Source organism: Micromonospora sp. NPDC005707 (genome assembly GCF_040631005.1).
In the GTDB taxonomy this organism is placed as follows: domain Bacteria; phylum Actinomycetota; class Actinomycetes; order Mycobacteriales; family Micromonosporaceae; genus Micromonospora.
Map to the genome: position 1 here is coordinate 18,324 of NZ_JBEXYR010000007.1, position 22,818 is coordinate 41,141.

Annotated in this window: 21 protein-coding genes and 7 tRNA genes; 12 read left to right on the forward strand and 16 right to left on the reverse strand. The window is 75.4% G+C overall.

Translation table 11 applies throughout. The features are described from left to right. Nucleotides 1-45: 45 nt before the first annotated feature. Nucleotides 46-639: an HD domain-containing protein gene (locus ABZ452_RS15220; RefSeq protein ID WP_357942898.1), complete on the forward strand. Its 594-nt coding sequence runs from the start codon at nucleotides 46-48 to the stop codon at nucleotides 637-639. Nucleotides 640-649: 10 nt separating this feature from the next. Here ABZ452_RS15220 and ABZ452_RS15225 read toward each other — a convergent pair whose 3' ends face one another. Then, nucleotides 650-1,645, reverse strand: coding sequence for a DUF5937 family protein (locus tag ABZ452_RS15225; RefSeq protein WP_357942900.1), 996 nt, complete (start codon nucleotides 1,643-1,645; stop codon nucleotides 650-652). Nucleotides 1,646-1,718: 73 nt separating this feature from the next. Here ABZ452_RS15225 and ABZ452_RS15230 point away from each other — a divergent pair, with 73 nt between their 5' ends. From ABZ452_RS15230 to ABZ452_RS15250, 5 genes are all read left to right on the forward strand, one after another. Continuing rightward, complete coding sequence (locus ABZ452_RS15230) at nucleotides 1,719-2,978, forward strand: MFS transporter (protein WP_357942902.1); 1,260 nt, start codon at nucleotides 1,719-1,721, stop codon at nucleotides 2,976-2,978. Between the two features lie 110 nt (nucleotides 2,979-3,088). Further along, complete coding sequence (locus ABZ452_RS15235) at nucleotides 3,089-3,643, forward strand: hypothetical protein (protein ID WP_357942904.1); 555 nt, start codon at nucleotides 3,089-3,091, stop codon at nucleotides 3,641-3,643. Between the two features lie 92 nt (nucleotides 3,644-3,735). After that, nucleotides 3,736-4,416 carry a response regulator transcription factor gene (locus ABZ452_RS15240; RefSeq protein WP_357942906.1) on the forward strand — a complete coding sequence of 227 codons (681 nt, stop codon included), beginning with the start codon at nucleotides 3,736-3,738 and terminating at the stop codon, nucleotides 4,414-4,416. A gap of 7 nt (nucleotides 4,417-4,423) precedes the next feature. Continuing rightward, nucleotides 4,424-5,815 carry a HAMP domain-containing sensor histidine kinase gene (locus tag ABZ452_RS15245; protein ID WP_357942908.1) on the forward strand — a complete coding sequence of 464 codons (1,392 nt, stop codon included), beginning with the start codon at nucleotides 4,424-4,426 and terminating at the stop codon, nucleotides 5,813-5,815. Next, a complete protein-coding gene (locus ABZ452_RS15250; protein ID WP_357942910.1) occupies nucleotides 5,803-6,699 on the forward strand; it encodes a Gmad2 immunoglobulin-like domain-containing protein in 897 nt (298 codons plus the stop codon). The genes ABZ452_RS15245 and ABZ452_RS15250 overlap by 13 nt, the downstream gene beginning before the upstream one ends. A gap of 28 nt (nucleotides 6,700-6,727) precedes the next feature. Here the strand turns inward: ABZ452_RS15250 and ABZ452_RS15255 are convergent. After that, nucleotides 6,728-6,798 (reverse strand) — tRNA-Cys (locus ABZ452_RS15255). Nucleotides 6,799-6,809: 11 nt separating this feature from the next. Further along, nucleotides 6,810-6,881: transfer RNA gene (locus ABZ452_RS15260), tRNA-Arg, on the reverse strand. Nucleotides 6,882-6,937: 56 nt separating this feature from the next. On the opposite strand from ABZ452_RS15260, the gene ABZ452_RS15265 reads away from it, so the two are divergent. The 3 genes from ABZ452_RS15265 to ABZ452_RS15275 are packed head-to-tail and all read left to right on the forward strand — an operon-like array spanning nucleotide 6,938 to nucleotide 7,799. After that, the gene (locus tag ABZ452_RS15265; protein ID WP_357942912.1) at nucleotides 6,938-7,417 is read left to right on the forward strand and encodes a DUF2975 domain-containing protein; all 480 of its coding nucleotides are present in this window, start codon (nucleotides 6,938-6,940) and stop codon (nucleotides 7,415-7,417) included. Beyond that, nucleotides 7,417-7,638 carry a helix-turn-helix transcriptional regulator gene (locus ABZ452_RS15270; protein ID WP_357942914.1) on the forward strand — a complete coding sequence of 74 codons (222 nt, stop codon included), beginning with the start codon at nucleotides 7,417-7,419 and terminating at the stop codon, nucleotides 7,636-7,638. Before ABZ452_RS15265 ends, ABZ452_RS15270 begins: the two co-directional genes overlap by 1 nt. Next, complete coding sequence (locus ABZ452_RS15275) at nucleotides 7,635-7,799, forward strand: hypothetical protein (RefSeq protein WP_357942916.1); 165 nt, start codon at nucleotides 7,635-7,637, stop codon at nucleotides 7,797-7,799. Before ABZ452_RS15270 ends, ABZ452_RS15275 begins: the two co-directional genes overlap by 4 nt. A 6-nt stretch (nucleotides 7,800-7,805) precedes the next feature. Here ABZ452_RS15275 and ABZ452_RS15280 read toward each other — a convergent pair. The 6 genes from ABZ452_RS15280 to ABZ452_RS15305 all read right to left on the reverse strand — a co-directional run bounded on the left by ABZ452_RS15280 (nucleotide 7,806) and on the right by ABZ452_RS15305 (nucleotide 9,597). Continuing rightward, nucleotides 7,806-7,878 (reverse strand) — tRNA-Gln (locus ABZ452_RS15280). A gap of 23 nt (nucleotides 7,879-7,901) precedes the next feature. Then, nucleotides 7,902-7,974: transfer RNA gene (locus ABZ452_RS15285), tRNA-Arg, on the reverse strand. Nucleotides 7,975-8,015: 41 nt separating this feature from the next. Beyond that, nucleotides 8,016-9,215 (reverse strand): RtcB family protein, encoded by a 1,200-nt coding sequence (locus ABZ452_RS15290; RefSeq protein ID WP_357942917.1) that lies wholly within the window; start codon nucleotides 9,213-9,215, stop codon nucleotides 8,016-8,018. Between the two features lie 30 nt (nucleotides 9,216-9,245). Beyond that, a tRNA-Glu gene (locus ABZ452_RS15295) sits at nucleotides 9,246-9,318 on the reverse strand. A 29-nt stretch (nucleotides 9,319-9,347) separates the two neighbouring features. Continuing rightward, nucleotides 9,348-9,420: transfer RNA gene (locus tag ABZ452_RS15300), tRNA-Pro, on the reverse strand. A gap of 105 nt (nucleotides 9,421-9,525) precedes the next feature. Further along, a tRNA-Trp gene (locus ABZ452_RS15305) sits at nucleotides 9,526-9,597 on the reverse strand. Nucleotides 9,598-9,952: 355 nt separating this feature from the next. Here ABZ452_RS15305 and ABZ452_RS15310 point away from each other — a divergent pair. After that, nucleotides 9,953-10,561 (forward strand): DUF6058 family natural product biosynthesis protein, encoded by a 609-nt coding sequence (locus ABZ452_RS15310; protein ID WP_357942919.1) that lies wholly within the window; start codon nucleotides 9,953-9,955, stop codon nucleotides 10,559-10,561. On the opposite strand, the gene ABZ452_RS15315 is transcribed toward ABZ452_RS15310, so the two are convergent. Both ABZ452_RS15315 and ABZ452_RS15320 read right to left on the reverse strand, forming a co-directional pair. After that, nucleotides 10,539-12,545: a translation factor GTPase family protein gene (locus ABZ452_RS15315; RefSeq protein ID WP_357942921.1), complete on the reverse strand. Its 2,007-nt coding sequence runs from the start codon at nucleotides 12,543-12,545 to the stop codon at nucleotides 10,539-10,541. The two genes, ABZ452_RS15310 and ABZ452_RS15315, sit on opposite strands and share 23 nt — an antisense overlap. A gap of 145 nt (nucleotides 12,546-12,690) precedes the next feature. Next, nucleotides 12,691-13,083 (reverse strand): hypothetical protein, encoded by a 393-nt coding sequence (locus ABZ452_RS15320; RefSeq protein ID WP_357942923.1) that lies wholly within the window; start codon nucleotides 13,081-13,083, stop codon nucleotides 12,691-12,693. A gap of 164 nt (nucleotides 13,084-13,247) precedes the next feature. Here ABZ452_RS15320 and ABZ452_RS15325 point away from each other — a divergent pair, with 164 nt between their 5' ends. Next, entirely contained in the window at nucleotides 13,248-14,024 is a 777-nt protein-coding gene (locus tag ABZ452_RS15325; protein WP_357942925.1) for an alpha/beta hydrolase family protein, read from the forward strand. Between the two features lie 64 nt (nucleotides 14,025-14,088). On the opposite strand, the gene ABZ452_RS15330 is transcribed toward ABZ452_RS15325, so the two are convergent. Further along, on the reverse strand, nucleotides 14,089-14,919 hold the full coding sequence (locus tag ABZ452_RS15330; protein WP_357942927.1) for a M15 family metallopeptidase: 831 nt from the start codon (nucleotides 14,917-14,919) through the stop codon (nucleotides 14,089-14,091). Nucleotides 14,920-15,064: 145 nt separating this feature from the next. On the opposite strand from ABZ452_RS15330, the gene ABZ452_RS15335 reads away from it, so the two are divergent. Continuing rightward, complete coding sequence (locus tag ABZ452_RS15335; protein WP_357942929.1) at nucleotides 15,065-16,090, forward strand: LacI family DNA-binding transcriptional regulator; 1,026 nt, start codon at nucleotides 15,065-15,067, stop codon at nucleotides 16,088-16,090. Nucleotides 16,091-16,102: 12 nt separating this feature from the next. On the opposite strand, the gene ABZ452_RS15340 is transcribed toward ABZ452_RS15335, so the two are convergent. From ABZ452_RS15340 to ABZ452_RS15355, 4 genes are read right to left on the reverse strand one after another with little or no spacing between them, the layout of a single operon-like run. Further along, on the reverse strand, nucleotides 16,103-17,410 hold the full coding sequence (locus ABZ452_RS15340; RefSeq protein WP_357942931.1) for a D-alanyl-D-alanine carboxypeptidase: 1,308 nt from the start codon (nucleotides 17,408-17,410) through the stop codon (nucleotides 16,103-16,105). A 53-nt stretch (nucleotides 17,411-17,463) separates the two neighbouring features. After that, nucleotides 17,464-19,314 carry a copper resistance CopC family protein gene (locus ABZ452_RS15345; protein ID WP_357942933.1) on the reverse strand — a complete coding sequence of 617 codons (1,851 nt, stop codon included), beginning with the start codon at nucleotides 19,312-19,314 and terminating at the stop codon, nucleotides 17,464-17,466. Next, nucleotides 19,311-19,778: a hypothetical protein gene (locus ABZ452_RS15350; protein WP_357942935.1), complete on the reverse strand. Its 468-nt coding sequence runs from the start codon at nucleotides 19,776-19,778 to the stop codon at nucleotides 19,311-19,313. Before ABZ452_RS15350 ends, ABZ452_RS15345 begins: the two co-directional genes overlap by 4 nt. Before the next feature lie 56 nt (nucleotides 19,779-19,834). Beyond that, nucleotides 19,835-22,804 (reverse strand): multicopper oxidase domain-containing protein, encoded by a 2,970-nt coding sequence (locus ABZ452_RS15355; protein WP_357942937.1) that lies wholly within the window; start codon nucleotides 22,802-22,804, stop codon nucleotides 19,835-19,837. Nucleotides 22,805-22,818: the final 14 nt, after the last annotated feature.

The following is a 22,818-nucleotide window of genomic DNA, read 5'->3' on the forward strand; positions in this document are numbered from 1 at the left end:
TCAGCCCGTACGGTGACCGCCCCGGCGGCCGGTACCCTCGCCCCGGTGACCTCCGACGCGCTGCGCCGCGCCCTCACCGACCCCGGTGACCCGCCGCTGCCACCCCTGCCCGGGGTGGCCGTCGAGCTGCTCGCCGCCCTTGACGCGCCGCCGCGCCTCGCCGCGCACCTGCGGCTGGTGCACGACGTCGCCCGGCAGCTCACCGCCGCGTTCGCCGAACGCTTCCCCCTGGTGCCGTTCGACCGGCAGGCGGTGCTGTTCGGGGCGGCGATCCACGACCTCGGCAAGGTCGAGCACCCCGGGGAGCTGTCCGGGCCCGGCTCGGCACACGAGGAGGCGGGCTACCAGCTGCTGCTGCGCTTCGGCGTACCTGAGGAGCGGGCCCGCTTCGCCGTCACCCACGCGGCCTGGCACGCGCCCGGCGTGCAGTTGGAGGACCTGCTGGTCAGCCTCGCCGACAAGGTGTGGAAGGGCAAACGCGTCACCGACCTGGAGGAGCTGGTGGTCGACCGGCTGGCCGACATCACCGGGCAGCCGCCCTGGCAGGCCTTCCTGGACCTCGACGACGTGCTGGCCGCGCTGGCCGCCGACGCGGACCGCCGGCTCGCCTTCCAGGCCGAGCACCCGGTGCACGGCTGACGCGCCGACCTCAGCCGCCGGCCCGCTCCGGCTGGCCGGCGCCAGCCAGCAGCGCCTCCGCCGAGCCGGTCCGGGCGTACAGCAGGAACCGCCCGGCCCGGTGGGTGCCCACCAGGCCGGCGTCGCGCAGCGCGGTCAGGTGGTGGGAGACCGTGCCGGCGCTGAGGCCGCACCGCCGGGCCAGCTCGGTGGTGGCGGCCGGCACGGCGAGTTCGTGCAGCAGGGTGGCCCGGGTACGCCCCAGCACCCGGGCGAGCGCCGCGCTGGCCGGGGCGGCGCTGCGCTCCCACAGGGTCCCGACCGCGCGGGCCGGATAGCGCAGGAGAGGCTGCGAGGCTCGCTCGGACAGGTTGGACCAGACCCGCGCGCCGCCGAAGACCGACGGGACCAGCAACAGGCCCCGCCCGCCCAGGTCGAACGTCCCCGCGCGGGTCACGTGGTCGACGTGCAGCGTCCCGTCGTCCCAGGAGACGTACGGGTCGATCCGGTTGAGCAGGCCGCGCACGCCGTCGGTCGCCATCCGCCCGGCGCCGACGAGCACCTCGCGTTCCAGCAGGGTCCGCATCCGGGGCCAGTACGGGGCGATCGCCACCTCGGCGTAGTCGGCGATCACCTGCGCGAGGCGGGCCACCCCGGCCGGCGGGTCGGCGTACACGGCGGCGAGCCGGGGCGGCCGCGGCCCGGGCAGCTCGTCCAGTCCGGCCCGGACCACCTCGGGCGGGGTGTCGGCGAGCGCGGCGAGTTCCCAGTCGATGGTGGGCAGGGCGGACGGCGGGGGCGGGCAGACGAAGCTCGGGATGACCACGGTCGGCATCGGCACGAGGTCGGCGAGGAGCCGCCAGTCCACGGTGGACAGGCGGGGCCGCACCTGGCGGTGCCAGAGCTGGTGGGCGGGGAACAGGTCGGGGCTCCGGAGCACCCGGACGCTGGCGACCGCCTCCCACAGCGGCGAGATCGCGAACCGGACCCCCGCCAGGTCCCGTACCCCCAGCGCGACGCTCAGCACCCGCACCTCCCCACGGATTCGACCTGGCTCAAACTTATCGACCGCGGCAGCGACCCCGACCAGGGTCCCTGGCATGACCACCACCGTCTCCGCGCCCACCCGCTGGCCCCGCCCGTTCCGCTATGTCTACGCGGCCAACCTGACCGACAGCCTGGGGTTCCAGGTGGGCTACCTGGCCGTGCCGGTGCTGGCCGTGTCGGTGCTCGCCGCCACCCCCGGCCAGGTCGGCCTGCTCGCGGCGCTCGGCACCACGGCCTTCCTGCTGGTCGGGCTGCCCGCCGGGGTCTGGGTGGACCGGGCGCCCCGCCGCACCGTGATGGTCGCCGCCGACCTGGCCCGCGCCGCCCTGTACGCGTCGATCCCGCTGGCCTGGTGGGCGGACGCGCTGACCCTCGGCCAGCTCTACGCGGTCGTGCTGCTCACCGGCGTCGGCACGGTCTTCGGTGACGTGGCCGCGCAGAGTTTCCTGCCGGAGCTGGTCGGCCGGGACCGCCTGGTGGCGGCGAACTCGCTGCTCATGACGACGAACGCCACCATCCAGATCGGCGGCCGGGGTTTCGGCGGCCTGCTCGTCCAGGGGCTCGGCGCCCCGCTCGCCCTGGCCCTGAACGCGGTCACCCACCTGCTCTCGGCGCTCGCCCTCACCCGGGTACGTCCCACCGCCACCGCCACCGCCGGACGGGACCGGCCGGCGGGCGGCTTCGGCCGGCAACTCGGCGACGGCGTCCGGCACGTGCTGGGCAACCCGCTGCTCCGCCCGCTGGCCGTGTCGCTGGCCGGCATCAACCTCACGGTGAACCTGATGACCACCATGCTGCCGGTGGTCTTCCTGCGCGAGCTCGGGCTCGGCGCGGGCGCGCTCGGGCTCTTCCTCGGCGCCGGCGGAGTCGGGGCGCTGCTCGGCGCGGTGACCGCCCGTCCGCTGGCCGCCCGGATCGGGCACGGCCGGGCCCTCTGGCTGCCCGGGCTGCTGGTGGCCCCCGCCGGCGCACTGGTCGCCCTGATCGACACCGGCGCGTGGCTGTGGCTGGCCGGCGTCGGCTGGCTGGCGCTGGCCTGGCGGACCGGGATCGGCAACGTGATCGGCGTCAGCTTGCGGCAGCGGGCCACCCCGGACGCGTTGCTCGGTCGGATGAACGCCACCTTCCGGTTCCTGCTCACCGGCGCGATCGCGGTCGGCGCCGGGCTGGCCGGCCTGCTCGGCCAGCACGCCGGCCCGCGTACCTCGCTCTGGGTCGGCGCGATCGGCGCCGCGCTGACCTGGCTGCCGCTGTACCGCTCCCCGGTGCGCACGTTGCCCGACCCGGACGAGCTGCCCCCGGCCGCCGGGTGACCGCTGTTACCCGGTGGTTACCCGGCTGCGAAGCCACTGTGGCACGACCCGCCGACCGTCTGGGGCAGGGACGCCGGACGGGGTCCCGGCACACCGCCAGGGAGGCCACCATGAGACTGAGGAGAACACTGCTGGCGCTGGTCGTCGTGCTCGGCGGGCTGGTCGCCGGCACGGGCGGCGCGACCGCGGCGGCGCCCTACTGCGGGATCACCTGGGGCAGCACGGCCCGGACGGCCGGCACCCTCAGCACCGACCCGCTCGTCGAGGTCCGCACCGGGCGGCACGACTGCTGGGACCGGGTGGTCTTCGAGTTCGCCGGCCCGGCCAACGGCTACTTCATCGCCTACGGCGAGACGTACACCGAGGGGCAGGGCCTTCCGCTGAGCCCGTACACCGCCGGTGGCGCGCTGCTGTCGGTGTCGCTGCGGGCGCCCGCGTACGACGACGAGCACGTCGGCACGCTGCCCTACCGCGTCGGCGAGCACGCGGCGACCGTGCTGGGCTACCGCACGCTGCGGGACGTCGTCTTCGGCGGCAGCTTCGAGGGCTACACCACCTTCGCCGTGGGCGTCCGCGCCCGGCTGCCGTTCCGGGTCTTCGTGCTCAGCGGCCCCGGCACGCACAGCCGCATCGTGATCGACGTGGCCCACCAGTGGCAGGCGTGACCTTTCCCCAGGTGAGAGGGGCCGACCGGCCCCTCATCACCGTCCGTTGCGCCCACGCCCCCAAGCGTCGCGCCGGACTACCCTGAGTGGTCATGGAGGGCCGCGTGCTGGTCGTCGAGGACGACGCCTCCATCCGGGAGGTGACGGCCCTCGGCCTGCGCCGGGCCGGGTTCCGGGTGACCACCGCCGCCGACGGCCCGGCCGGCCTGGCCGCCTGGCGGGCCGGCCCGGTCGACCTCATCGTGCTCGACGTGATGCTCCCCCGCCTGGACGGATTCGAGGTGTGCCGGGAGATCCGGCGCACCAGTCAGGTGCCGATCCTCATGCTCACCGCCCGCACCGACACCATCGACGTCGTGGTCGGCCTGGAGTGCGGGGCCGACGACTACCTCCGCAAGCCGTTCGACCTGCCGGAGCTGGTCGCCCGGGTCCGTGCCGTGCTCCGCCGGACCGTCGCACCGGCCCCCGAGACCACCGTGACCGCCGGGCCGCTGGAGATCGACCCGGCCCGCTTCGTGGCCCGCCGCGACGGCCGCGAGCTGACCCTCACGGCCACCGAGTTCCGGCTGCTCCTGGAGCTGGCCCGGCGCCCCGGGCAGGTGTTCACCCGCGAACTGCTGCTCGACCGGGTCTGGGGACACAGCTATCTCGGCGACTCCCGGCTCGTCGACGTCGCCGTGCAGCGCCTGCGCGCCAAGGTGGAGGACGACCCCGGGGCGCCGACCCTGATCCGGACCGTCCGCGGGGCCGGCTACAAACTCTCGACGGGGTGAGCGCGCCATGGTGGCCGGCAGAGTCGTACCCGGGCGGCTGCGGCGCCGGCTCGTCGTCGCGTTCGTCCTCGTGGCCGGCATGTCCGCCGGCGCGCTGGCCACCGGGTCCTACCTCATGCTGCGGCAGGCCCGGTTCGACGGCTCGCTGCAACGCGCCGCCGCCGACGCCCGCTACCAGCTCGTGGTCGCCGCGCAGTTCCTGCCGCTGACCGACGCCCGCCGCACCGACCTGCTGGCCAGCTTCGAGGAGTCCGGCCGCCACGTGCTGCTGGTCGCCGGGGACCCCCAGGCGTCCAACCCCCGCTACGCGCCCACCCCCGACCCCGACCTGCGGGCCGCCGTCGCCGCCGGGCAGCTCGGCTTCCAGCGCACCACCGGCCGGCCCCACCTGCTGGTCGTCGGCGGCCGGATCCCCGGCTCCACCGCCGAGCTGTACGTGGTGACCGTCGAGGACGACCTCGTCGACGCCCTCGACCAGCTCCGCACCGCCTCGGTGATCGGTTGGGCGGCGGTCGTGCTGCTCGCCGCCGGCGTGGGCAACGCCCTCGCCCGCCGCACCCTGGAACCCGTCGGCCGGGCCAGCCGGGCCGCGCGGGCCGTCGCCGAGGGGCTGCTGCACACCCGGCTGCCGGTGCGCGGCCGGGACGAGTTCAGCGCCTGGGCCAGCTCCTTCAACGAGATGGCCGAGGCGCTGGAAACCAAGATCGAAGCGCTGTCCCAGGCCCAGGCGCGGGAGCGGCGGTTCACCGGCGACGTGGCGCACGAGCTGCGTACCCCGGTCACCGCCCTGGTGGCGGCGGCCTCGCTGCTCGCCGACCAGCTCGACACCCTCCCGGCCGACGCCCGCCGCGCCGCCGAACTGCTCGTCGCCGACGTGGTCCGGCTGCGCCGGCTGGTCGAGGAACTGATGGAGATCTCCCGCCTGGACGCCGGGCGGGAGGTGCTCGCCACCCGCCCGGTGGACGTCGGCGCGCTGCTGCGCCGGATCGTCGCCGCCCACCCGGACGCCGCCCGCACCGACGTGGACGGCGACGCGCCGCCCGCGGTGACCGACCCGCGCCGGCTCGAACGGATCCTGAGCAACCTGGTCGCCAACGGGGTCGAGCACGGCGGCGGCGACCTGCACGCCGAGATCCGGCACACCGGCGCCGACCTCGTCATCGAGGTGGCCGACCGCGGGCCCGGCATCCCGGCCGAGCACCTGGCCCACATCTTCGACCGGTTCTACAAGGCGGACCCGGCCCGCACCGGACCCGGCAGCGGGCTCGGCCTGGCCATCGCGCGGGAGAACGCCCGGCTGCTCGGCGGCCGGCTCGACGTGACCAGCGAGGTCGGCCACGGCACCCGCTTCCGCCTCACCCTTCCCCTCGACACCGGGGACACCTCATGCGACGCCTGATCCCTCCGCTCGCCGCGCTGCTGCTGATCACCGCCGGCTGCGCCCCGCCGCGCACCGGCACCCTCGGGCCCGCCCCGGCCGGCCCGTCGCCCACCAGCTCCGCCGCCGCCGGACCGACCGGCACGCCCGCGCCGACCCCGCCCGCGCCGGGCACCCCGACCACGCCCGCCACGACGGGTACGCCGACCACCGCCGCCCCGACCGGGCCGGACGGGACGCTGACCGTGCAGCTCTGGTTCGCCCGGAGCGGGAAGCTCGTGCCCACCCGGCGTACGCTGCCGGCCACCGTGGCCACATCCCGGCTGGCGCTCACCGAACTGGCCGCCGGCCCGTCCCCGGCCGAGAGCGCCACCGGCCTGACCACCCTGGTCCCGGCCGGCACGCAGGTCACCCGCATCGCCGGCGGGGTGGCGACCCTGGCCCCGCCGGCCGGTTTCGACGCGGGCGGGGCGACGACCGCCCGGCTGCGCCGCGCCCAGGTGGTCTGGACGCTCACCCAGTTCCCCACCGTCCGGCGGGTCGCCTTCGCCCCGACCGACACGGCGACCGGGCGGGACGACTACGCCGACCTGCTGCCCCCGATCGTGGTGACCGCCCCGGCCGTCGGCGACCGGGTCACCAGCCCGATCACCGTCACCGGGACCGCCGACGTCTACGAGGCGACCGTGAGCGTCCGGGTGCTGGACGCGGCGGGCCAGGAGATCGGCACCGCGTTCACCACGGCCTCCTGCGGCTCCGGCTGCCGCGGCGCCTACCGGCTCAGCGTCCGCTACCGGCCGGCGGCACCCGGACCGGGCACCATCGAGGTGTACGAGGTGTCGGCGCGCGACGGCTCCCGGATCAACGTGGTCCGCATCCCGGTCCAGCTGGCCGCCGGCCGGTGAGGCGACTCCACAGCGGACGGCATGGTCGAGACCAAGCGGGGACTCGAACCCCGGTGCGCGGAGTTGCAGTCCGCTCCCTGTCCACTCGGGCACTTGGTCGGGTCGGTGCGTGCCCCCGGCTGGATTCGAACCAGCGGCCTTCGGATTCGGAATCCGACGCGCTCTCCGCTGCGCCACGGGGCATGGGTGTCGGCCGAAACCGATTGACTTTCGATAGGTTACGAGCGATAGTCGATGCATGTTCACAGCTCAACGGGCGGTGGCTCCGCTCAAAGCCTTCCTCGTGCTGCTGTTCGGGATCCTTGTCCTGTTCCAGACCATGTCGCTGCCCGGGCAGTTCGCGCACATGGCCAGGGAGAATCCGGACCTGGCCTACCTGAGGTGGCCGGCGACCGCGGTGTCGGTGTTCTGGGTGCTCTGCGTGCAGGTGGTGATCGTGTGCACCTGGCAGCTGCTCACCCTGGTCAAGAAGGACCGCATCTTCAGCGAGGCGTCGCTGGCGTGGGTGGATGCGATCGTGTGGGCCATCGCCGCCGCGTGGGTGGTGCTGGTGGGCGTCTTCCTCTACGTCGGCTTCCACGCGAACGACCCGGGCCTACCGCTCCTGCTGTTCCTGCTGGTGACCGGGGTGACCGTGCTCGGGCTGCTCATGGTGGTGATGCGCGAGCTGCTGCGGCAGGCCACCACGCTCCGGACCGACATGGAAGCGGTGATCTGATGCCCATCGTCGTCCGCATCGATGTCGAGCTGGCCAAACGCAAGATGAGCGTCGGCGAGTTCGCCGAGCGGGTCGGGCTCACCCCGGCCAACGTCGCGGTGCTGAAGAACGGCCGCGCCAAGGCCGTCCGCTTCAGCACCCTGGAGGCCATGTGCCGGGTGCTGGACTGCCAGCCCGGTGACCTGCTCGAGTGGGTCGAGGAAGAAGGAGACAACCGATGAAGTACGTGCTGGGCCTCGTCGCCGTCCTCGCCGTCGCGCTGGGCGTCGCCGGCCTCTTGTACGGGGAGGCCGACGACTCGCCCGGCCTCCAGCTCCTGGCCGGCCTGCTCGTCATCGGCGCGATCGCGATCGGCGTGCGGATCGCGCGACGCAGCCGCTAGTTGTCGCTGCGAGCTGAGGATTCGAACCTCAATTCTCCGATCCAGAGTCGGATGTGCTGCCTGGTTGCACCAGCTCGCATGGGATCCGCGGACCGCGGACCGTGCCCCGACCAGGATTCGAACCTGGGCTCTCCGGTTTCGTAGACCGGCGCGCTCTCCGCTGCGCCACCGGGGCGGACGACCGGCGCCCCACCCCCTCCAGGGGCGCCGGTCGGTTCAACCCTTCACACAGACGACCTGCTTGAGGTGGGCGACCACCTCGACCAGGTCCTCCTGCTGGGCCATCACCTGGGTGATGTCCTTGTACGCGCCGGGGATCTCGTCGACCACCCCGGCGTCCTTGCGGCACTCGACGCCTGCCGTCTGCGCGGCCAGGTCGGCCGTGCTGTACGTCCGCTTCGCCTGCCCCCGCGACATCCGCCGCCCGGCCCCGTGCGACGCCGAGCAGTACGCGTCGAGGTTGCCCTTGCCACGCACGATGTACGACCCGGTGCCCATCGACCCCGGGATGATGCCCAGGTCACCGCGGCCGGCCCGGATCGCGCCCTTGCGGGTCACCAGCACCTCGACCCCGTCGTAGCTCTCCTCCGCCACGTAGTTGTGGTGGCAGGAGATCGGCTCGTCGTAGCCGACCTGCGGGAACTCGTCCCGGACGACGCCGCAGAGCACGGCGAGCATGACGGCCCGGTTGCGGCGCGCGTACTCCTGCGCCCACCAGAGGTCCCGGCGGTAGGCGTCCATCTCCGGGGTGCCGGCGAGGAACACCGCGAGGTCCCGGTCGGGCAGGTCGACGTTGTGCGGCAGCCCGCGGGCCACCGCCATGTGCCGCTCGGCCAGTTCCTTGCCGATGTTGCGGGACCCGGAGTGCAGCATCAGCCAGACCCGGCCCTCGTCCGGGCCGCCCTGCTCGAGGCAGACCTCGATGAAGTGGTTCCCGCCGCCGAGCGTGCCCAGCTGGCGCTGTGCCCGGGTCTCCAGCTGCGCCACCTTCCGGTCGAGCGTGCCGAAGCGCTGCCAGAACTTGTCCCAGCCGCCCTGCTCCAGGCCGCGGACCCGGCGCGGGTCGACCGCGTCGGCGCGCATGCTGAAGCCGACCGGGATGGCCGCCTCGATCGCGCTCCGCAGCGGGCCGAGGTCGTCGGGCAGGTCGGCCGCGGTGAGCGAGGTGCGGACCGCGGACATCCCGCAGCCGATGTCGACGCCGACCGCGGCGGGCGACACGGCCTGCCGCATGGCGATGACCGAGCCCACCGTGGCGCCCTTGCCGAAGTGCACGTCTGGCATGACGGCGACGCCCTGCACCCAGGGCAGCGCGCCGATGTTGCGCAGCTGCCGGGCCGCCTGCGCCTCGATCGTGTACGGGTCGGTCCAGACCCGGACCGGCGCCCGGGTACCGGCCAGCGGGGTGAAACCCATCGTCGTCTCCTCGGTTCAGGGGTGGTGTCGTAGGCCGTACGGGATTCGAACCCGTAGCCTCCCGGGTGAGAACCGGGTGAGCTGCCAATTGCTCCAACGGCCCGCGGGACGGCGGGTGCCGTCCGCGTGATGTCCGGGACCACGGAATCGAACCGCGTGTCTCTCGCGCCCAAGGCGAGCGGGTCAGCCAGCTCCCTCGTCCCGGTTGCCCGGCCGGCGCGCGAGGCGCCGGCCGGGATCGTGCTCATGCCGTCCACTGTGGAGTTGAGAAAATGCGACGTCACCGGCCGGAGGTCGGGACGAGGTGACGCAGGGGCGGCAGGATTCGAACCTGCAACCGTCGGGTTTGGAATCCGGTGCTCTTCCGTTGAGCTACGCCCCTCGGACCCGGTGACGAAAAAGCCGCCCTGTCCCTGGTCTCGGGGCGGGCGGCTGCGCGTCGTGTCGCGCCGGCGCTTAGTCGCGCCACCACCCCGGTTGCCACTGCTGCCGTCGGCAGCGACCCTGGCCCGCTTCGCGCGGCAGGGCACCGCCGCGCGGCGCGGGCCGCTCGGCCTGGGTGCGGTTCTGCTGCGACACGGTGTGCTCCCTGGGTGGTGGAACCGGTTGATGTTGGCCCGTTCACGGTACGGGCGGGGGCCGGAGCGCCGCAACGGATATTGGCGAGGATGTTTCGGCCGTCCCCGAACGATCCCCGGTCTAGCGTCGGACCAGGCAAAAGGCGGAAGGGGTACGGGATGGACTGGCGGCGTCGGGTGGCGGAACGGTTCCGCGAGGTCAACGGGGAGCACCCCATGACGGCGGCGGACGACGCGTACGTCAGCGCGCGGTTCGTGGTGCTCGACGCGCTGTGCGCGGCGTCCGGGCGGGACCCGGACGGCGTACGCCGGTTGATGCTGGACCGGCGGCTGCCGCTGCCGGGCTACCTGCGCTTCGACGGCGCGGAGATGGTTCCGGCGGACCTGTTCGCGCTGGCGGAGCGGGCCGGCGGGCTGGACGCGCTGCCCGGGTGGTTCGTGGGGCGGTGGGCGGACCCGGCGCGGGGCGCGGCGGAGTGGGACGCCTACCTGAGCGGCCGGTACGTCTGCCTGCGCTCGGTGACGCCGGAGTCGATCCGGCGCAAGGACGAGCTGACCGCGGCGATCGCGGCGGCGCCGGCCGAGCCGGACGCCGGATCGGCGGCCTGGCTCGACCGGCTGCACGCGCTGGTCGACGAGCTGGACGCGCTGGAGCCGGCCTTCACCGGCTACGACCGGCTCCGGTTCGGCGGCCCGACCTCCCGCGACACCTGCGTCGACGCCGTGCGCGCCCGGTACCCGCGGGTCAGCGCGCCGACCGGCCGGTGACCCGTCGGGCGACGGCCAGCAGGTACTCCCGGCGGTGCAGCGGGTCGTGGTCCCAGCGGGGCCGGCTCGGGGCGGGTCCGCGTACCGGCCGGTAGTGGTCGAACTCGGCCTCCAGGGTGCCCTCGCCACGGGTGAGCCCGGGCAGCCGCTGGTCCAGCGCGTGCACCCGCCCGGCGGGCACCTCCCCCTCGACCAGGTAGGCGGCGCCGCGCAGGGTGCTGGTGCGGGGCGCCGCGCCCAGCCCGGCGAGCACGGGCAGCACCGTGCCGACCAGGTCGGCGGGAAGGTCGAGCCGGAAGCGGTGCACCGGCTCGTGCACCCGGGTGCCGGCGCGGGTGAGCGCGGCCATCAGCACCAGCGGGGTGAGGTTCCGGAAGTCCCCGGCCGTGCTGGACATGCTCTTGTCGAACACGCCGTGGGCGTGGCTCTGCCGGGCCCAGTAGCCGCCGTGGGTGAGGGTGACCACGCAGTCGATGACGTCCCAGCCGTGCAGGCCCTGCCGCAGGGTCTCGCGGACGGTCTCCTCGATCGCCTTGAGGAAGGCCAGGGGCATCGAGCCGAGTTCGATGCCGAGCCGGAACTCGACTCCGCCGCCGACCGGCCCGGGCTCGACGCGCAGGCCCACGGTGCCGAGGAACGGGTTGGGGTCCCGGCCGATCCACTCGACGGCGGTCCCGACGCCCACGACCCGCTCCACGCAGACGGTGGTGGTCTCCCGGAAGGTGACCGGGACGCCGTAGTCGTCGGCGAGGGTGGCCTCGATGACCTCCTTCTGCACCTCGCCGTAGAGGGACACGGCGATCTCCTGGCGCCGGTCGTCCTGGCGCAGGTTGATGAGCGGGTCCTGCTCGGCGAGCTGGGTCAGGGCGGCGTGCAGGGCCGGGCGGTCGACCGGGCGTAGCGGTTCGACGACGGTCTCCAGCGTGGGCGGGGCGAAGTGGTGGCGGGCGGCCGGGCGCTCGGGCGGGACGCCGAGCACGTCGCCGACGCGTACGCCGGCCAGGCCGTGCAGCCGGACGATCCGGCCGGCCCCGGCCGCGTCGCCGGGCGCCGCGTCGCCGCCGTCGAAGACGCCGAGGGCGGTGACCCGGGCCTCCTGGCCGCCGCCGTGGCGGATCCGGTCCCGGACCCGCACGGTGCCGGCGAAGATCCGGGCGTACGCGACCTTCTCCCCGGCCGGGCCGCGCTCGACCTTGAAGACGGCGCCGGAGAGCGGGGCGTCGTCGTCTCCGGCGTCGGCGGGGAGCAGCGCGGTGACCGCGTCGATCAGGTCGGCCACTCCGGCGCCGGTGATGGCGGAGCCGGCGAGCACCGGGTGCACCCGGGCGCGGGCGGTCTGCGCGGCGAGCGCCGTCCGCAGTCGGTCCGGGGTGGCTGCCCGCTCGTCGGCCACGTACGCGGCCAGCAGGGCGTCGTCGTGCGCGGAGAGCAGGTCGACCAGGCGGCCGTGGTAGTCGGGGTCGCCCGGCGGGTGCGGGACCCAGCGGGCGCCCGGGGTGCCGGCGGCGTCGACCCGGCCGAGGGCGACGACGTCGGGGGTGAGCCGGTCGGCGAGCTGGCGCAGCACCCCCTCCGGGTCGGCACCGGCCCGGTCCACCTTGTTCACGAAGAACAGGGTGGGAATGCCGAGGCGGCGCAGGGTGCGGGCCAGCACGCGGGTCTGGGCCTGGACGCCCTCGACGGCGGAGACCACGAGCACCGCGCCGTCCAGCACGCCGAGCACGCGTTCCACCTCGGCGATGAAGTCGGGGTGGCCGGGAGTGTCGATGAGGTTGACGGTGGTCCCGGCGACGGCGAAGGAGACCACGGCGGAGCGGATGGTGATGCCCCGCTGGCGCTCCAGCGCCATCGTGTCGGTGCGGGTGTTGCCGGCGTCGACGCTGCCGGGCTCGTCGATGACCCCGGCGCTGTGCAGCAGCCGTTCGGTCAGGCTCGTCTTACCGGCGTCGACATGGGCGAGGATGCCGAGATTGAGGGTTTTCACGCAGCGTCATGTCCTTGTGGTCGGCGGTGATTCGCTTCTGCGGGGACATGCACGCGGCTCGCATCTCGAGCTCCTCCTTCCCTGGCTGTCGTGGTCGATTGCAGCAGCCGGCGCGGACGCCGGCAAACGATTTACCGCCGGTGCGCTACTGGGCGTGCGCCACCGGGTGGCGCTTCATCTCCTCCATGAAGGGGTAGCGCGCGGTCAGCTCGGCGAGCGTGCACCCGGCCCGCCACGCGGCGGCCACCTGGGCGACCTGGAGCAGGTCGGTGGCGTCGCCCCGGGCCTGCACCTCACCGGAGACCCGGAGGTCGATCATGAAGTAGCGGGCCTGGGCGCCGAGGCTGACGCAGACCACACCCCGGTCGGAGGTCGCCTCGGCACAGGTGAAGCGGCTGCGCCCCTGCTCCGGGGCGGTCACCTGGCCGATGTCGAGCTGGTGCCGGGCCGCGGTCTGCACGAGCGCGGGAGCCAGGCCGCCCGGCTCGACCAGGTCCGGGTAGAGGCGCACACCCAGTGCTGTCGACACGTCGCTCATGACTGACTCCCACTTCCTTGTGACAGAGACCAGCTGCACGCAGGTTACGGGTGTGTTTCCGGCGCGCCTCGTCATCCTGTCCCCCCTGGACGCCCCACGGCAATAGGAACGGTCGATTCGACCACCATCGGGCCCGCCTCCGGGGCCGGGTACGCTCCCGCTCCATGGCCCGGATCCGGTGTGACTTCTTCTCCTCGGCGCTCGGCATGGGCACGTCGATGACGGTGCTGCTGCCCGACCGTTCGGCCGGGATCGGCATGGCCGGCGGGGCCACCGCCGGGGACCCGCCGGTGCTCTACCTGCTGCACGGCCTGACCGACGACGACACCATCTGGACCCGGCGCACCGCGATCGAGCGGTACGTCGCACCGCTGGGGCTGGCCGTGGTCATGCCGCAGGTGCAGCGCAGCTTCTACTGCGACGAGGCGAACGGCAACCGGTACTGGACCTTCCTCAGCGAGGAACTGCCCGAGGTGTGCCGGTCGTACTTCCGCCTCTCCGACCGGCGGGCGGACACCTTCGTGGCCGGCCTGTCCATGGGCGGTTACGGGGCGATGAAGTGGGCCCTGCGCCACCCGGACCGGTTCGCGGCGGCGGCCAGCCTCTCCGGCGCGCTGGACGTCGCCCGGCGACGCCACCACCCCACGAGCCCCATGGACCCCGCCGTCTGGCACACCGTCTGGGGCGACCGGGACGTGGCCGGTCCCGAGGACGACACGGTGGCGCTGCTGGAGCGGGCCGGCGACGACCTGCCCGCGCTCCGCGTCGCCTGCGGCACCGAGGACTTCCTGTACGAGGACAACACCCGCTTCGTGGAGACGGCGCGCCGCCGGGGCGTACCGGTCACCGTGGACTTCTCCCCCGGCGACCACGACTGGGCCTACTGGGACGCGAAGATCCAGGACGTGCTGGCCTGGCTGCCGCTGCCCGGCCAGGGCTGAGCGGGCGCGCCGCACCTCCGGACCGGGCCGGGGGTGCGGCGGGTGACGGTCGGCGGGGCAGCCGTCAGCGCAGCGACGACCGGGCCACCGGGAAGTCGAAATACGTATCCGGGTACGGCTCGTCGGCGTACCGGTAGTGCCACCACTCGCGCGGGTAGTTCTCGAAGCCCTGCCCGGTCATGAGCCGCTTCAGCAGCTCCCGGTTGTCCCGGGCCGCCCCGGTGATCCGCGCGTCCGCGGTGTGCGCGCGGGGGTCGAAGCAGTCGAACCCGGTGCCCATGTCGACGGAGTTGTCCGGGAAGCGCCGCCCGGCCGGCGCGGTGCAGGCGGTGAGCGGCTGGCCCGGCACGAAAGGCGGCTGGTCCGGGGTGGACGCCGGGACCAGCGTCAGGTCGAGGGTGCTTCCCCGGCTGTGGGCGGTCGGCGCGCCGATGTAGCCGTCGGCGAAGAGCCGGCTCTTCGGCTCGTCCGGATAGAACTCTCCCTTCATCTGCTGCTCGCCGGGGAGTTTCGCCCAGGCGACGAACTCGTCCACCGCCCGCTGTGGGCGGTAGCAGTCGTACACCTTGAGGCTGCGGTCCTGCGCCAGGGCGGCGGCCTGCACCCGGTGCAGCGCCTCCGCGGCCCGGCGGGTGAGCAGGCAGAGCGGCTCGGCATAGCCGGTGATCGGCCGGCCGACGAAGTTGTGCGCGGTGGCGTACCGGATGTCGGTGCGGATGCCCGGGTCGACGGCGGCCAGGTCGACGACGTCGGCCGGGGCGCGGGGACCGCTCGGGGCGGCCGACGGCGCGGGTGGCGCGGACGGGGCCGGGCGCGGGGCGGGTCGCTGGCACCCGGTGGCGAGCGCGGTGGCCAGCACGGCCAGGGCCGCGGCCACCCGTGTCCCGGTCCCCACCCTGCCGTGTCTACCAGCATCACCGGTCCCCCGGGCCGCATCGGCCGTTCGTCAACCGGCGCCCGTACGGCAAGATGGCCGGTGGGACGGGCCTCGCCGTCCCACGGTTCGCGGCCGGCACCTCCGGCCGGCGGAGGGGACACGGGTGAACGCGGACGACGAGCCCAGGGTGACCATCACCGCGATCGCGCGGGAGGCGGGCGTCTCCGTGCCCACCGTGTCCCGGGTGCTCAACGGGCGCTCGGACGTCGCGCCGGACACCCGGGAACGGGTCGAGGAACTGCTGCGCCACCACGGCTACCAGCGCCGGGGCAGCCGCACGGTGCGCCGGGCGGACCTGGTCGACCTGGTCTTCAACGACCTCGACAGCCCGTGGGCCGTGGAGATCATCCGGGGCGTGGAGGACGTCGGCCACGCCGCCGGCGTGGGCACCGTCGTGTCGGCGATCCACAGCGAGTCGACCTCGACCCGCAGGTGGTTGCAGAACCTGCGGGCCCGCGCCTCGGACGGGGTCATCGTGGTGACCTCCCACCTGACCCCGCCGGTGCACGCCCAGCTGCGCCGGCTCAACGTGCCGGTGGTGGTGGTCGACCCGGCCGCCGGCGTGCCGGACACGGACGTGCCGGCGATCGGGGCGACCAACTGGGCCGGCGGCCTGGCCGCCACCGAGCACCTGCTGGGGCTCGGCCACCGCCGGATCGGCTTCGTGGCCGGCCCGACCCACCTGCTGTGCAGCCGGGCCCGGCTGGACGGCTACCGGGCCGCGCTGGAGGCGGCCGGCGCGCCGCTGGACGACCGGCTGGTGCAGCCCGGCGACTTCTACCACGCCTCCGGCTTCGCCGCCGGCAGCGCGCTGCTCGACCTCGACGACCCGCCGACCGCGATCTTCGCGGCCAGTGACCAGATGGCCTTCGGGGTCTACGAGGCGGTCCGCCGGCGCGGGCTGCGGGTGGCCGACGAGGTGAGCGTCGTCGGCTTCGACGACCTGCCGGAGGCCCGGTGGGCCTCCCCGCCGCTGACCACGGTGCGCCAGCCGTTGGTGGAGATGGGCCGGCTCGCCGCCCGCACCGTGCTGCGCCTGGCGCAGGGCGAGGAGCTCGAGTCGCCGCGGGTGGAGCTGGCGACCCAACTGGTGGTGCGGGACAGCACCGCGCGCCCCGCCGGCCGGTAGGCCGCAGCCGCGTCAGTCGTCGTCCGGGACCCTCTCGCCGCCGAGGGTCGCGCCGGGCGGCAGCGCGGCGAGCGCGGCGTGCCGGCGGCGCCGGGCCAGCAGCACCGCTCCCCCGGCCACCAGCACCACGCCGACCGCGACCGACGGGCCGACTCCCGGCCAGGTCTCGGCGGCCGGCGAGCCGGCGCCGGCCAGCCCCGCGCCCCCCGCGAGGGCCGACGCCGGCCCGGTCGGCGTCGCGGCGGCGCGGTCCAGCTCGCCGGGGCCGACCAGCCGGCCCACCGACGCGTCCCGCGGCAGGCCGAAGCCCCAGTCGAGCAGGGCGGCCCCCTGCTGCCAGCCGCGCCGGGTGGTGACCTCCGCGCCGAGCAGGGTCACCACGAGGCGCCGCCCGCCCCGTTCGGCGGCGCCCACGTAGGTGTGCCGGGCCAGGTCGGTGAAACCCGTCTTGCCGCCGATCGCGCCCGGGTAGTGGTCGAGCAGCATGTTGTCGTTCTGAATCTGGAACGCCTTCTCCCGCAGCGCCGGCTGGGCCGGAACCTGCGCGGTGCGCGTGGCGGTGTACCGGCGGAACGCCGGGTCGGCGAAGCAGGCCCGGGCGATCAACGCCAGGTCGTACGCGCTGGTGAACTGCCCGGGACCGTCCAGCCCGGACGGTGTGACGGCGTGGGTCTGCAACGCGCCCAGCCGCCGGGCCTCCTCGTTCATGGCGCGGATGCCGCCGGCCGTCCCGTCCGGGCCGCCGCCCAGCCGGGCGAGGGCGTTGGCCGCCTCGTTGCCGGACTTCAGCAGCAGCCCCAGCCAGATCGTCTCGATCCGGTACCGGCCGCCCTCGGCCAGCCCGACCGCCGAACTGCCCGGCTCGATGGCCAGGTCCTCCGCGGTGACGGTCACCTCGCGGCCGGGGTCCAGCCTCGGCAGCATGGTGGCCGCCAGCAGCAGCTTCTGCACGCTGGCCGGTACGCCGTACTCGTGCGGGCCGCAGCCACCGAGCACCGCGCCGGTGTCCAGGTCGGCGACCACCCAGGAGGTCGCGGTCACCGCCGGCGGCGCGGGCGCGGCCGACGGCAGGACCAGCCCGGTGGTGGACAGGGCGGCGCCGCCGACGGCCCGCGCGGCGGGGCCGGCCACGGGCGGCGGCTGCGGCGGCCGGCTCGCCGGGGCCGGCACGTTCGGACAGGGCGGCGCCCCGGCGGGCAGCCGGCCGGCACGGGTCGCGGACAGGCCCGCCCGTGCGCCGGCCGCGGCGGGCGTGGGCAGCATCGATGCCGGCACGAGCAGGGCGGCGGCCAGCGCCACGGGCGGTCCCCAGGTCCTCATGGCCGGAGGCTAACCACGCCGACCCGAACGGGTTGCCGGCTCGGGGATTCGCATCACGCGGACGGCGGTGCCGCGTAAACTGCCGGCCGCCGGCGTCGCCACCGCCAGGCGGCGACGAAGACCACGCCGACCACCGCCGCCGCGCCGAGCCCCAACGCCGACCGGTCCAGCGCCGGTCGCAGCGGGGCCGCCGAGACGCGTACCGGGGTGGCGGTGCGGTCACCGGCCGCCACCGGCCAGGGGTGGGTGTCGGTGACCGGGGGCAGGCCGTCGCGGAGCACGGTCACCCCCACCCGCCAGTTGCCCGGGGTGCGGATGTCGTCCACCGCCACCACCCAGCCGTCGGCGGTCCGCGTCACCGGGTGCACGGCCCGCTCCCCGTTCGGGCCGGTGAGCAGGAGCGACACCCCGGTCACCGGGCCGGGCGCCGGGCGCCGGGTGTCCCCGACGGCGATGCTGACGATGTTGCGACCGGGCCGGTTGGGGCGGACCACGACGGTGTCGACGAGGTCGGCCATCTGGCCGCTCACCTGCGGCTGCGTCCGGGCGGCGTCGGCCACCGGGAAGGCGGGCCCGCGGGCGGGCCCGGCGGCGGCCAACGCCCCGGCCAGGCCGAGGACGAGCGCGAGCGCCCCGGCCTCGGCGAGCAGGCCCCGGCGGGGCAGGTCGGCCCGGCGCAGGCGTCGGGCGGTCCGCAGCCCCAGCACCCCGGCCACCCCGGCCACCGCGACCTTGGCCAGCAGCAGCAACCCGTACGGCGAACCGAGCAGCGCATCCACGGTGGCGACCTGGGGGCCGGTGAGCAGGAGCCCGGTCAGCACGAGCAGGGTGACGCAGCCGACCGCGAGGGCGGCGAAGACACGCAGCAGGGCACGGAGCTGGGCGGCACGTTCGGCCGTGCGGGAGGCCGTGGGCAGCAGGACGAGCACCGCGGCCACCACCGCGCCGGCCCAACCTCCGGCCGCGAGGACATGCCCGCCGCCGACCAGCGCGGTGCGGACCGGACCGCCCGTCGGGTGGCCGAGCAGCGCGGTGCCGGCCGCCGCGGCGAGCGCCCCGGCCAGCCCGACGACGACGCGTGCGGGAGCGATCCGCGCGTCGGGCGCCGTGCGGAGCCGGCGGGCGGCGGCCAGCACGACGGCGAGCAGGGTCGCGGTGCCGGCCTCGCGGAGCAGCCAGCGGCCGCTGGTGAGCTGGTCGGCCAGCAGCCGCCACCCGCCGGCCGCCCCGGCGAGCTGGATGGCCAGTTGCAGGGGCGCGGCGAGCAACGCGACCGCTCCCCCGTATCCGGACACCACGAGCAACCGTCGGCGGAGCGCGGGGTCCATGGTGGGTCCCGGCGACCCGCGGCGGCCGGCGAGGAGGGTGAGGGCGGCGCCGCCGAGCAGGACGGCGAGGCCGAGCAGGCCGGCGGCGCGGGCGGCGGTCTCCCGGGGGCCGGGGCCGACCGGGCCGGCGGCGCCGGCGGCCGTGACCTGCCGGCCGACGCCGAAGACCAGGGTCCCGCTCGTGGTGTGCAGGTCGTCGCTGGACAGGGTGCGCCAGGAGACGTGGTAGGTGTTCGGCGACAGGGCGGGCAGGCCGGCGACCAGGCTGACCGGCTCCTCACTGTCGGCGTCCCCGGCGGCGGGCTCCCCGTCCGCGCCGCGCAGCGCCAGCCCGGTCACCGCCCAGTGCCGGCCGTCCCCGTCGACCAGGGCGACCCGGGCGGCGGCAAGCTCGACGTGCTCGGTGAAGGCCAGGGTCAGCGTCTCGGGCGCCCGGTCGAGCACCGCGCCGTCGGCGGGCGCGCTGCTCGCCAGGTACGCGTGCGCCTGCGCCGGCGCGGGCCCGGCCAGCACGGTCAGGCCCGCCACGGCGAGGGCGGCGAGGAGACGGCCGAGCCGGGGGCGCACGACGGTCACCGCACCGGCACGTGGGCCAGCCGGCGCTGCCCCGACGTGATCTCGATCTTGTCGCCTCGCTTGATCGCGCTGCCGTTGTTCAGATAGAGCAGGTAGTAGCTCTGCCCGGGGCGCAGCTCGTGGCCCTGCTTCATGAGCGCCGCCCGCCAGGCCAGCTTGCCGGAGCGCTCGTTGCGCAGCCGCGGCGGATGCTTCGTGTCGTTCTGGAAGGCCGACGCCTTCTGGGTGTCCAGCACCACGTAGCGCAGCTCCACCAGGCCGCCGTCGCCGACGACGGCGGCCTGGGTGAAGCGGATGCCGAGGGTGGCCTCCAACTGCCCGTCGTGCGGGACGGCGTAGCCCTGGCGGGCGTCGGCGTACCCGCCGAAGCGGACTGTCGACACCGCGACCAGCGCCAGCACGAGCAGCGCGAGGACCAGCCGGCCGAGGCGGGGGCGCGGGATGCGGAGCGGGATCGCGACCATGGTCAGGACTCCTCGGGGGGAGGGTGGGGGCCGGGCGGGTGCCCGGCCCCCGGGCGTCAGGGTGCGGTGTAGCGGGTGGCGGCGTAGTTGTCGAAACGCAGCGACCCGCTGGTCGTGGCGGTACGGGCGACCAGGCCCAGCGCCGCCGACTCCACCGTGTAGCCGCTGGTGTCGCCGGTCAGCGTGCCGACCGTGACGGCGCCGACCTTGAGCGTGGCCGAGCCCGCGGAGGCCGAGGCCCAGTCGAGCCGTACGGTGCCGCCGCTCGCGGCGACCCAGCCGGTGTACGCCCAGCCCGCCGGCCGCAGCAGCCCCAGCCGGAACTGGTTGACGCCGTTGCTGCGCCGGTACTGCGCCACCGCCAGGGCCCCGCCGGAGGCGTTGCGGAGCTGGTAGACGGTGACCACCGCGGTCTGCGGGTTGACGGTGCCGAGGATGACGTCGGCCCTGGCGTGGACGGTGCGCTCGGCGGCCGGGGTGGTGTCCACGACGTACCCGACGGTGCCGGCGACCAGTTGCCCACCGCTGACCGACACGGTGCCGCTCACCTGCGACCAGGCGCTCGTGCCGCCCGTGAAGGCGTCGGCGAAGATCGCGTTCGGCGGGTCCACGGTGACCGTGACGCTGCCGGCCGTGCCCCAGTTGCCCAGCGCGTCCCGGGCCCGCACCCGCAGGGTGTGGGCGCCCTTGCTGAACCCGTTGAGGGCGACCGTGGCGGAGACGGCGGTGCCGCCGACTGCCATCGGGTGGCCGTGGCCGGCGCCGGGGTCGGCGCCCTCGTACCACTCGGCGGCGGCGACCGCGGAGGCCGCGTCGGTGGCGGTGGCGCTCAGGGTGAGCGTCGCCGCCCGGGCGGTCGGGTTCGGTGCGGCGGTGACCGCGCTGATCACCGGCCCGGCGCGGTCCAGCACGAAGCCGACCGAGGCGAGCGGGCCCCAGTTGCCGGCCGAGTCCCGGGCGTGCACCAGCACCTGGTGGGCGCCGTCGGCGAGCCCGGTCAGCTCACTGAGCGGCAGCAGCCCGTACGTGTTCTCGGTGCCGCCGTTGAACGACCCGTCGAGGGCGACGAAGGTGAAGCCGGTGCCGTCCGCGCCGCCCGTGTCGAGGAAACCCTCCGCACCGGCGATGGCGGAGTGTGTCCCGCCGCCGGCCGGGTCGGTGAAGGCGGCGTTGATCCGCAGGTCGGTCGGGTCGGACGCCGATCCGGTGCGGCCGTCGGTGCTGGCCGGGTCGACCGCCGCGGAGAGCAGGGTCGGGACCGTCCGGTCCACCACCAGGTCGGCGGTCGCGTACGGGCCCCAGAGCCCGAACGAGTCCCGGGTGTGCGCCAGCACGGTGTGCCGGCCCTCGGCGAGTGCCGCGGCCACCACGGCGGGGACCGTGCCGGACTCGGCGCTGACCGCCGCGCCCGGGCTGCCCAGGGTGAGCGGGGTGCCGGTGCCGTTGGCCCCGGTGGTGTCCAGGAAGTACTCGGCCCCGGTGACCGTGCCGCCGAGGCCGCGGTCGTCACCGGTGGCGGAGATCGCGATGTCGCCCGTGCCTGCGGTCGGGCTGGGGCTGAGGGTGACCCCGGTGGTGACCGCCCCGGTGACCGCGAGGTTCAGCGTCGTGCTGCCCACGACGCCCCAGTTGCCGGCCGCGTCGTGGCCGCGTACCCAGATGGTGTGCCGACCCTGGGCCAGGGTGGTGAGCAGGTCGGCGGGAAGGGCGGCGGTGGCCCCGGTGACGGTGGGACCGGCGCCGAAGCCGGCGGCGGTGAACGGGATGCCGGTGCCCTCGGCGATCCGCAGGTCGTCGACGACCGCCTCGGCCCGGTCCACCACCGAGTTGCCGTTACGGGCGTCGGTGAAGTCGGCGGTGACGGTCACGGCGTCGCGCACGCTGGCCGGGTTCGGGGCGGCCCGGACGTTGGCCGCGGTCGGGCCGACGTGGTCGCCGCTGACCGGCGGCGGGTTGGTGTCCAGGAAGGTCAGCATGCCGCCGAACGCCTGCTGGGGGCTGACGCCGGTGACGGTGGCGCCGTAGCGCTGGCCGGCGTTGTTGAGCCGCCCGCCGGACTCCAGCAGCGCGAAGCGCCGCCCGTCCGGGCCGGACGGCACACCGACCACCGCGTCGACCGCCTGCCCCGGTTGCAGCGGCAGGGTCACCGCCGCCTCCGGGTACGCGGTCGGACGGGCGTCCTGGCCGACCACCAACTGGTCCAGCCCGAGCAGGGTCATGGGGTGTGGCTGGAGCCCGGCGGCGACGTAGCGCAGCAGCACCCGGCGGCCGACGTCGGTGGCGACCACGTCGGTCTCCGGGAACGCCTTGCCGTTGATGAGCCGGTACGTCGGGGCGTAGGCGCGCATGTCGTAGGTGCGCGGGGCCGCGTTGAAGGCCGGGTCGACCTCGGTGAGCACCAGCACCGCCTCGTCGTCGTAGACGGAGGCGGCGTCCCCGTACGCGCTGGGCCGCCCGCCGACGGCGGGAGCGCGGACCACCAGCGCTCCGACCAGGCCCATGGCGACCTGCCGGGGGCCGAGCGCCGTGTGCCCGGCCTCGTAGAGGTAGGTGCCGGGGCGGGACGCCGTGAAGGTGTAGCCGCGGGTGTTGCCGGGTGCGGCGCCGGTGCGGTCCGGGGCGAGCCCGGTGACCGCCGGCAGGGCCAGCGCCAGGTCGTCGGTCAGTCCGTTGTGCACGGTGATCGTGACGCGGTCGCCCTGGTCGACGACGAGCACCGGCCCGGGCAGGGTGGCCGGGGCGGCGGCGGTCGAGGCGAAGCCCCAGATCGGCACCGGCGCGGCGGCGCCGGGCAGCACCACCGAGCCGGGCTTGGCCCACAGCTCGCAGCTGGCCGTACCGCCGGCGAGCTGGCAGCCGGTCTGCGGCAGCGCGCCCTGCGGCGGGGCCGGCTCCCCGGCGAGGGTGGCCGGTGCCCGCCCGGCGGGAGCCGCGTGCGGGGCCGCGGCGTTCGCCGGGGACGGACCGAGCGCCAGCAGCGCGGCCGCGATCCCGGCGACCAGCCGAGGCGTACGGGTCGGTGTCATCGTCGCCCTCCCCT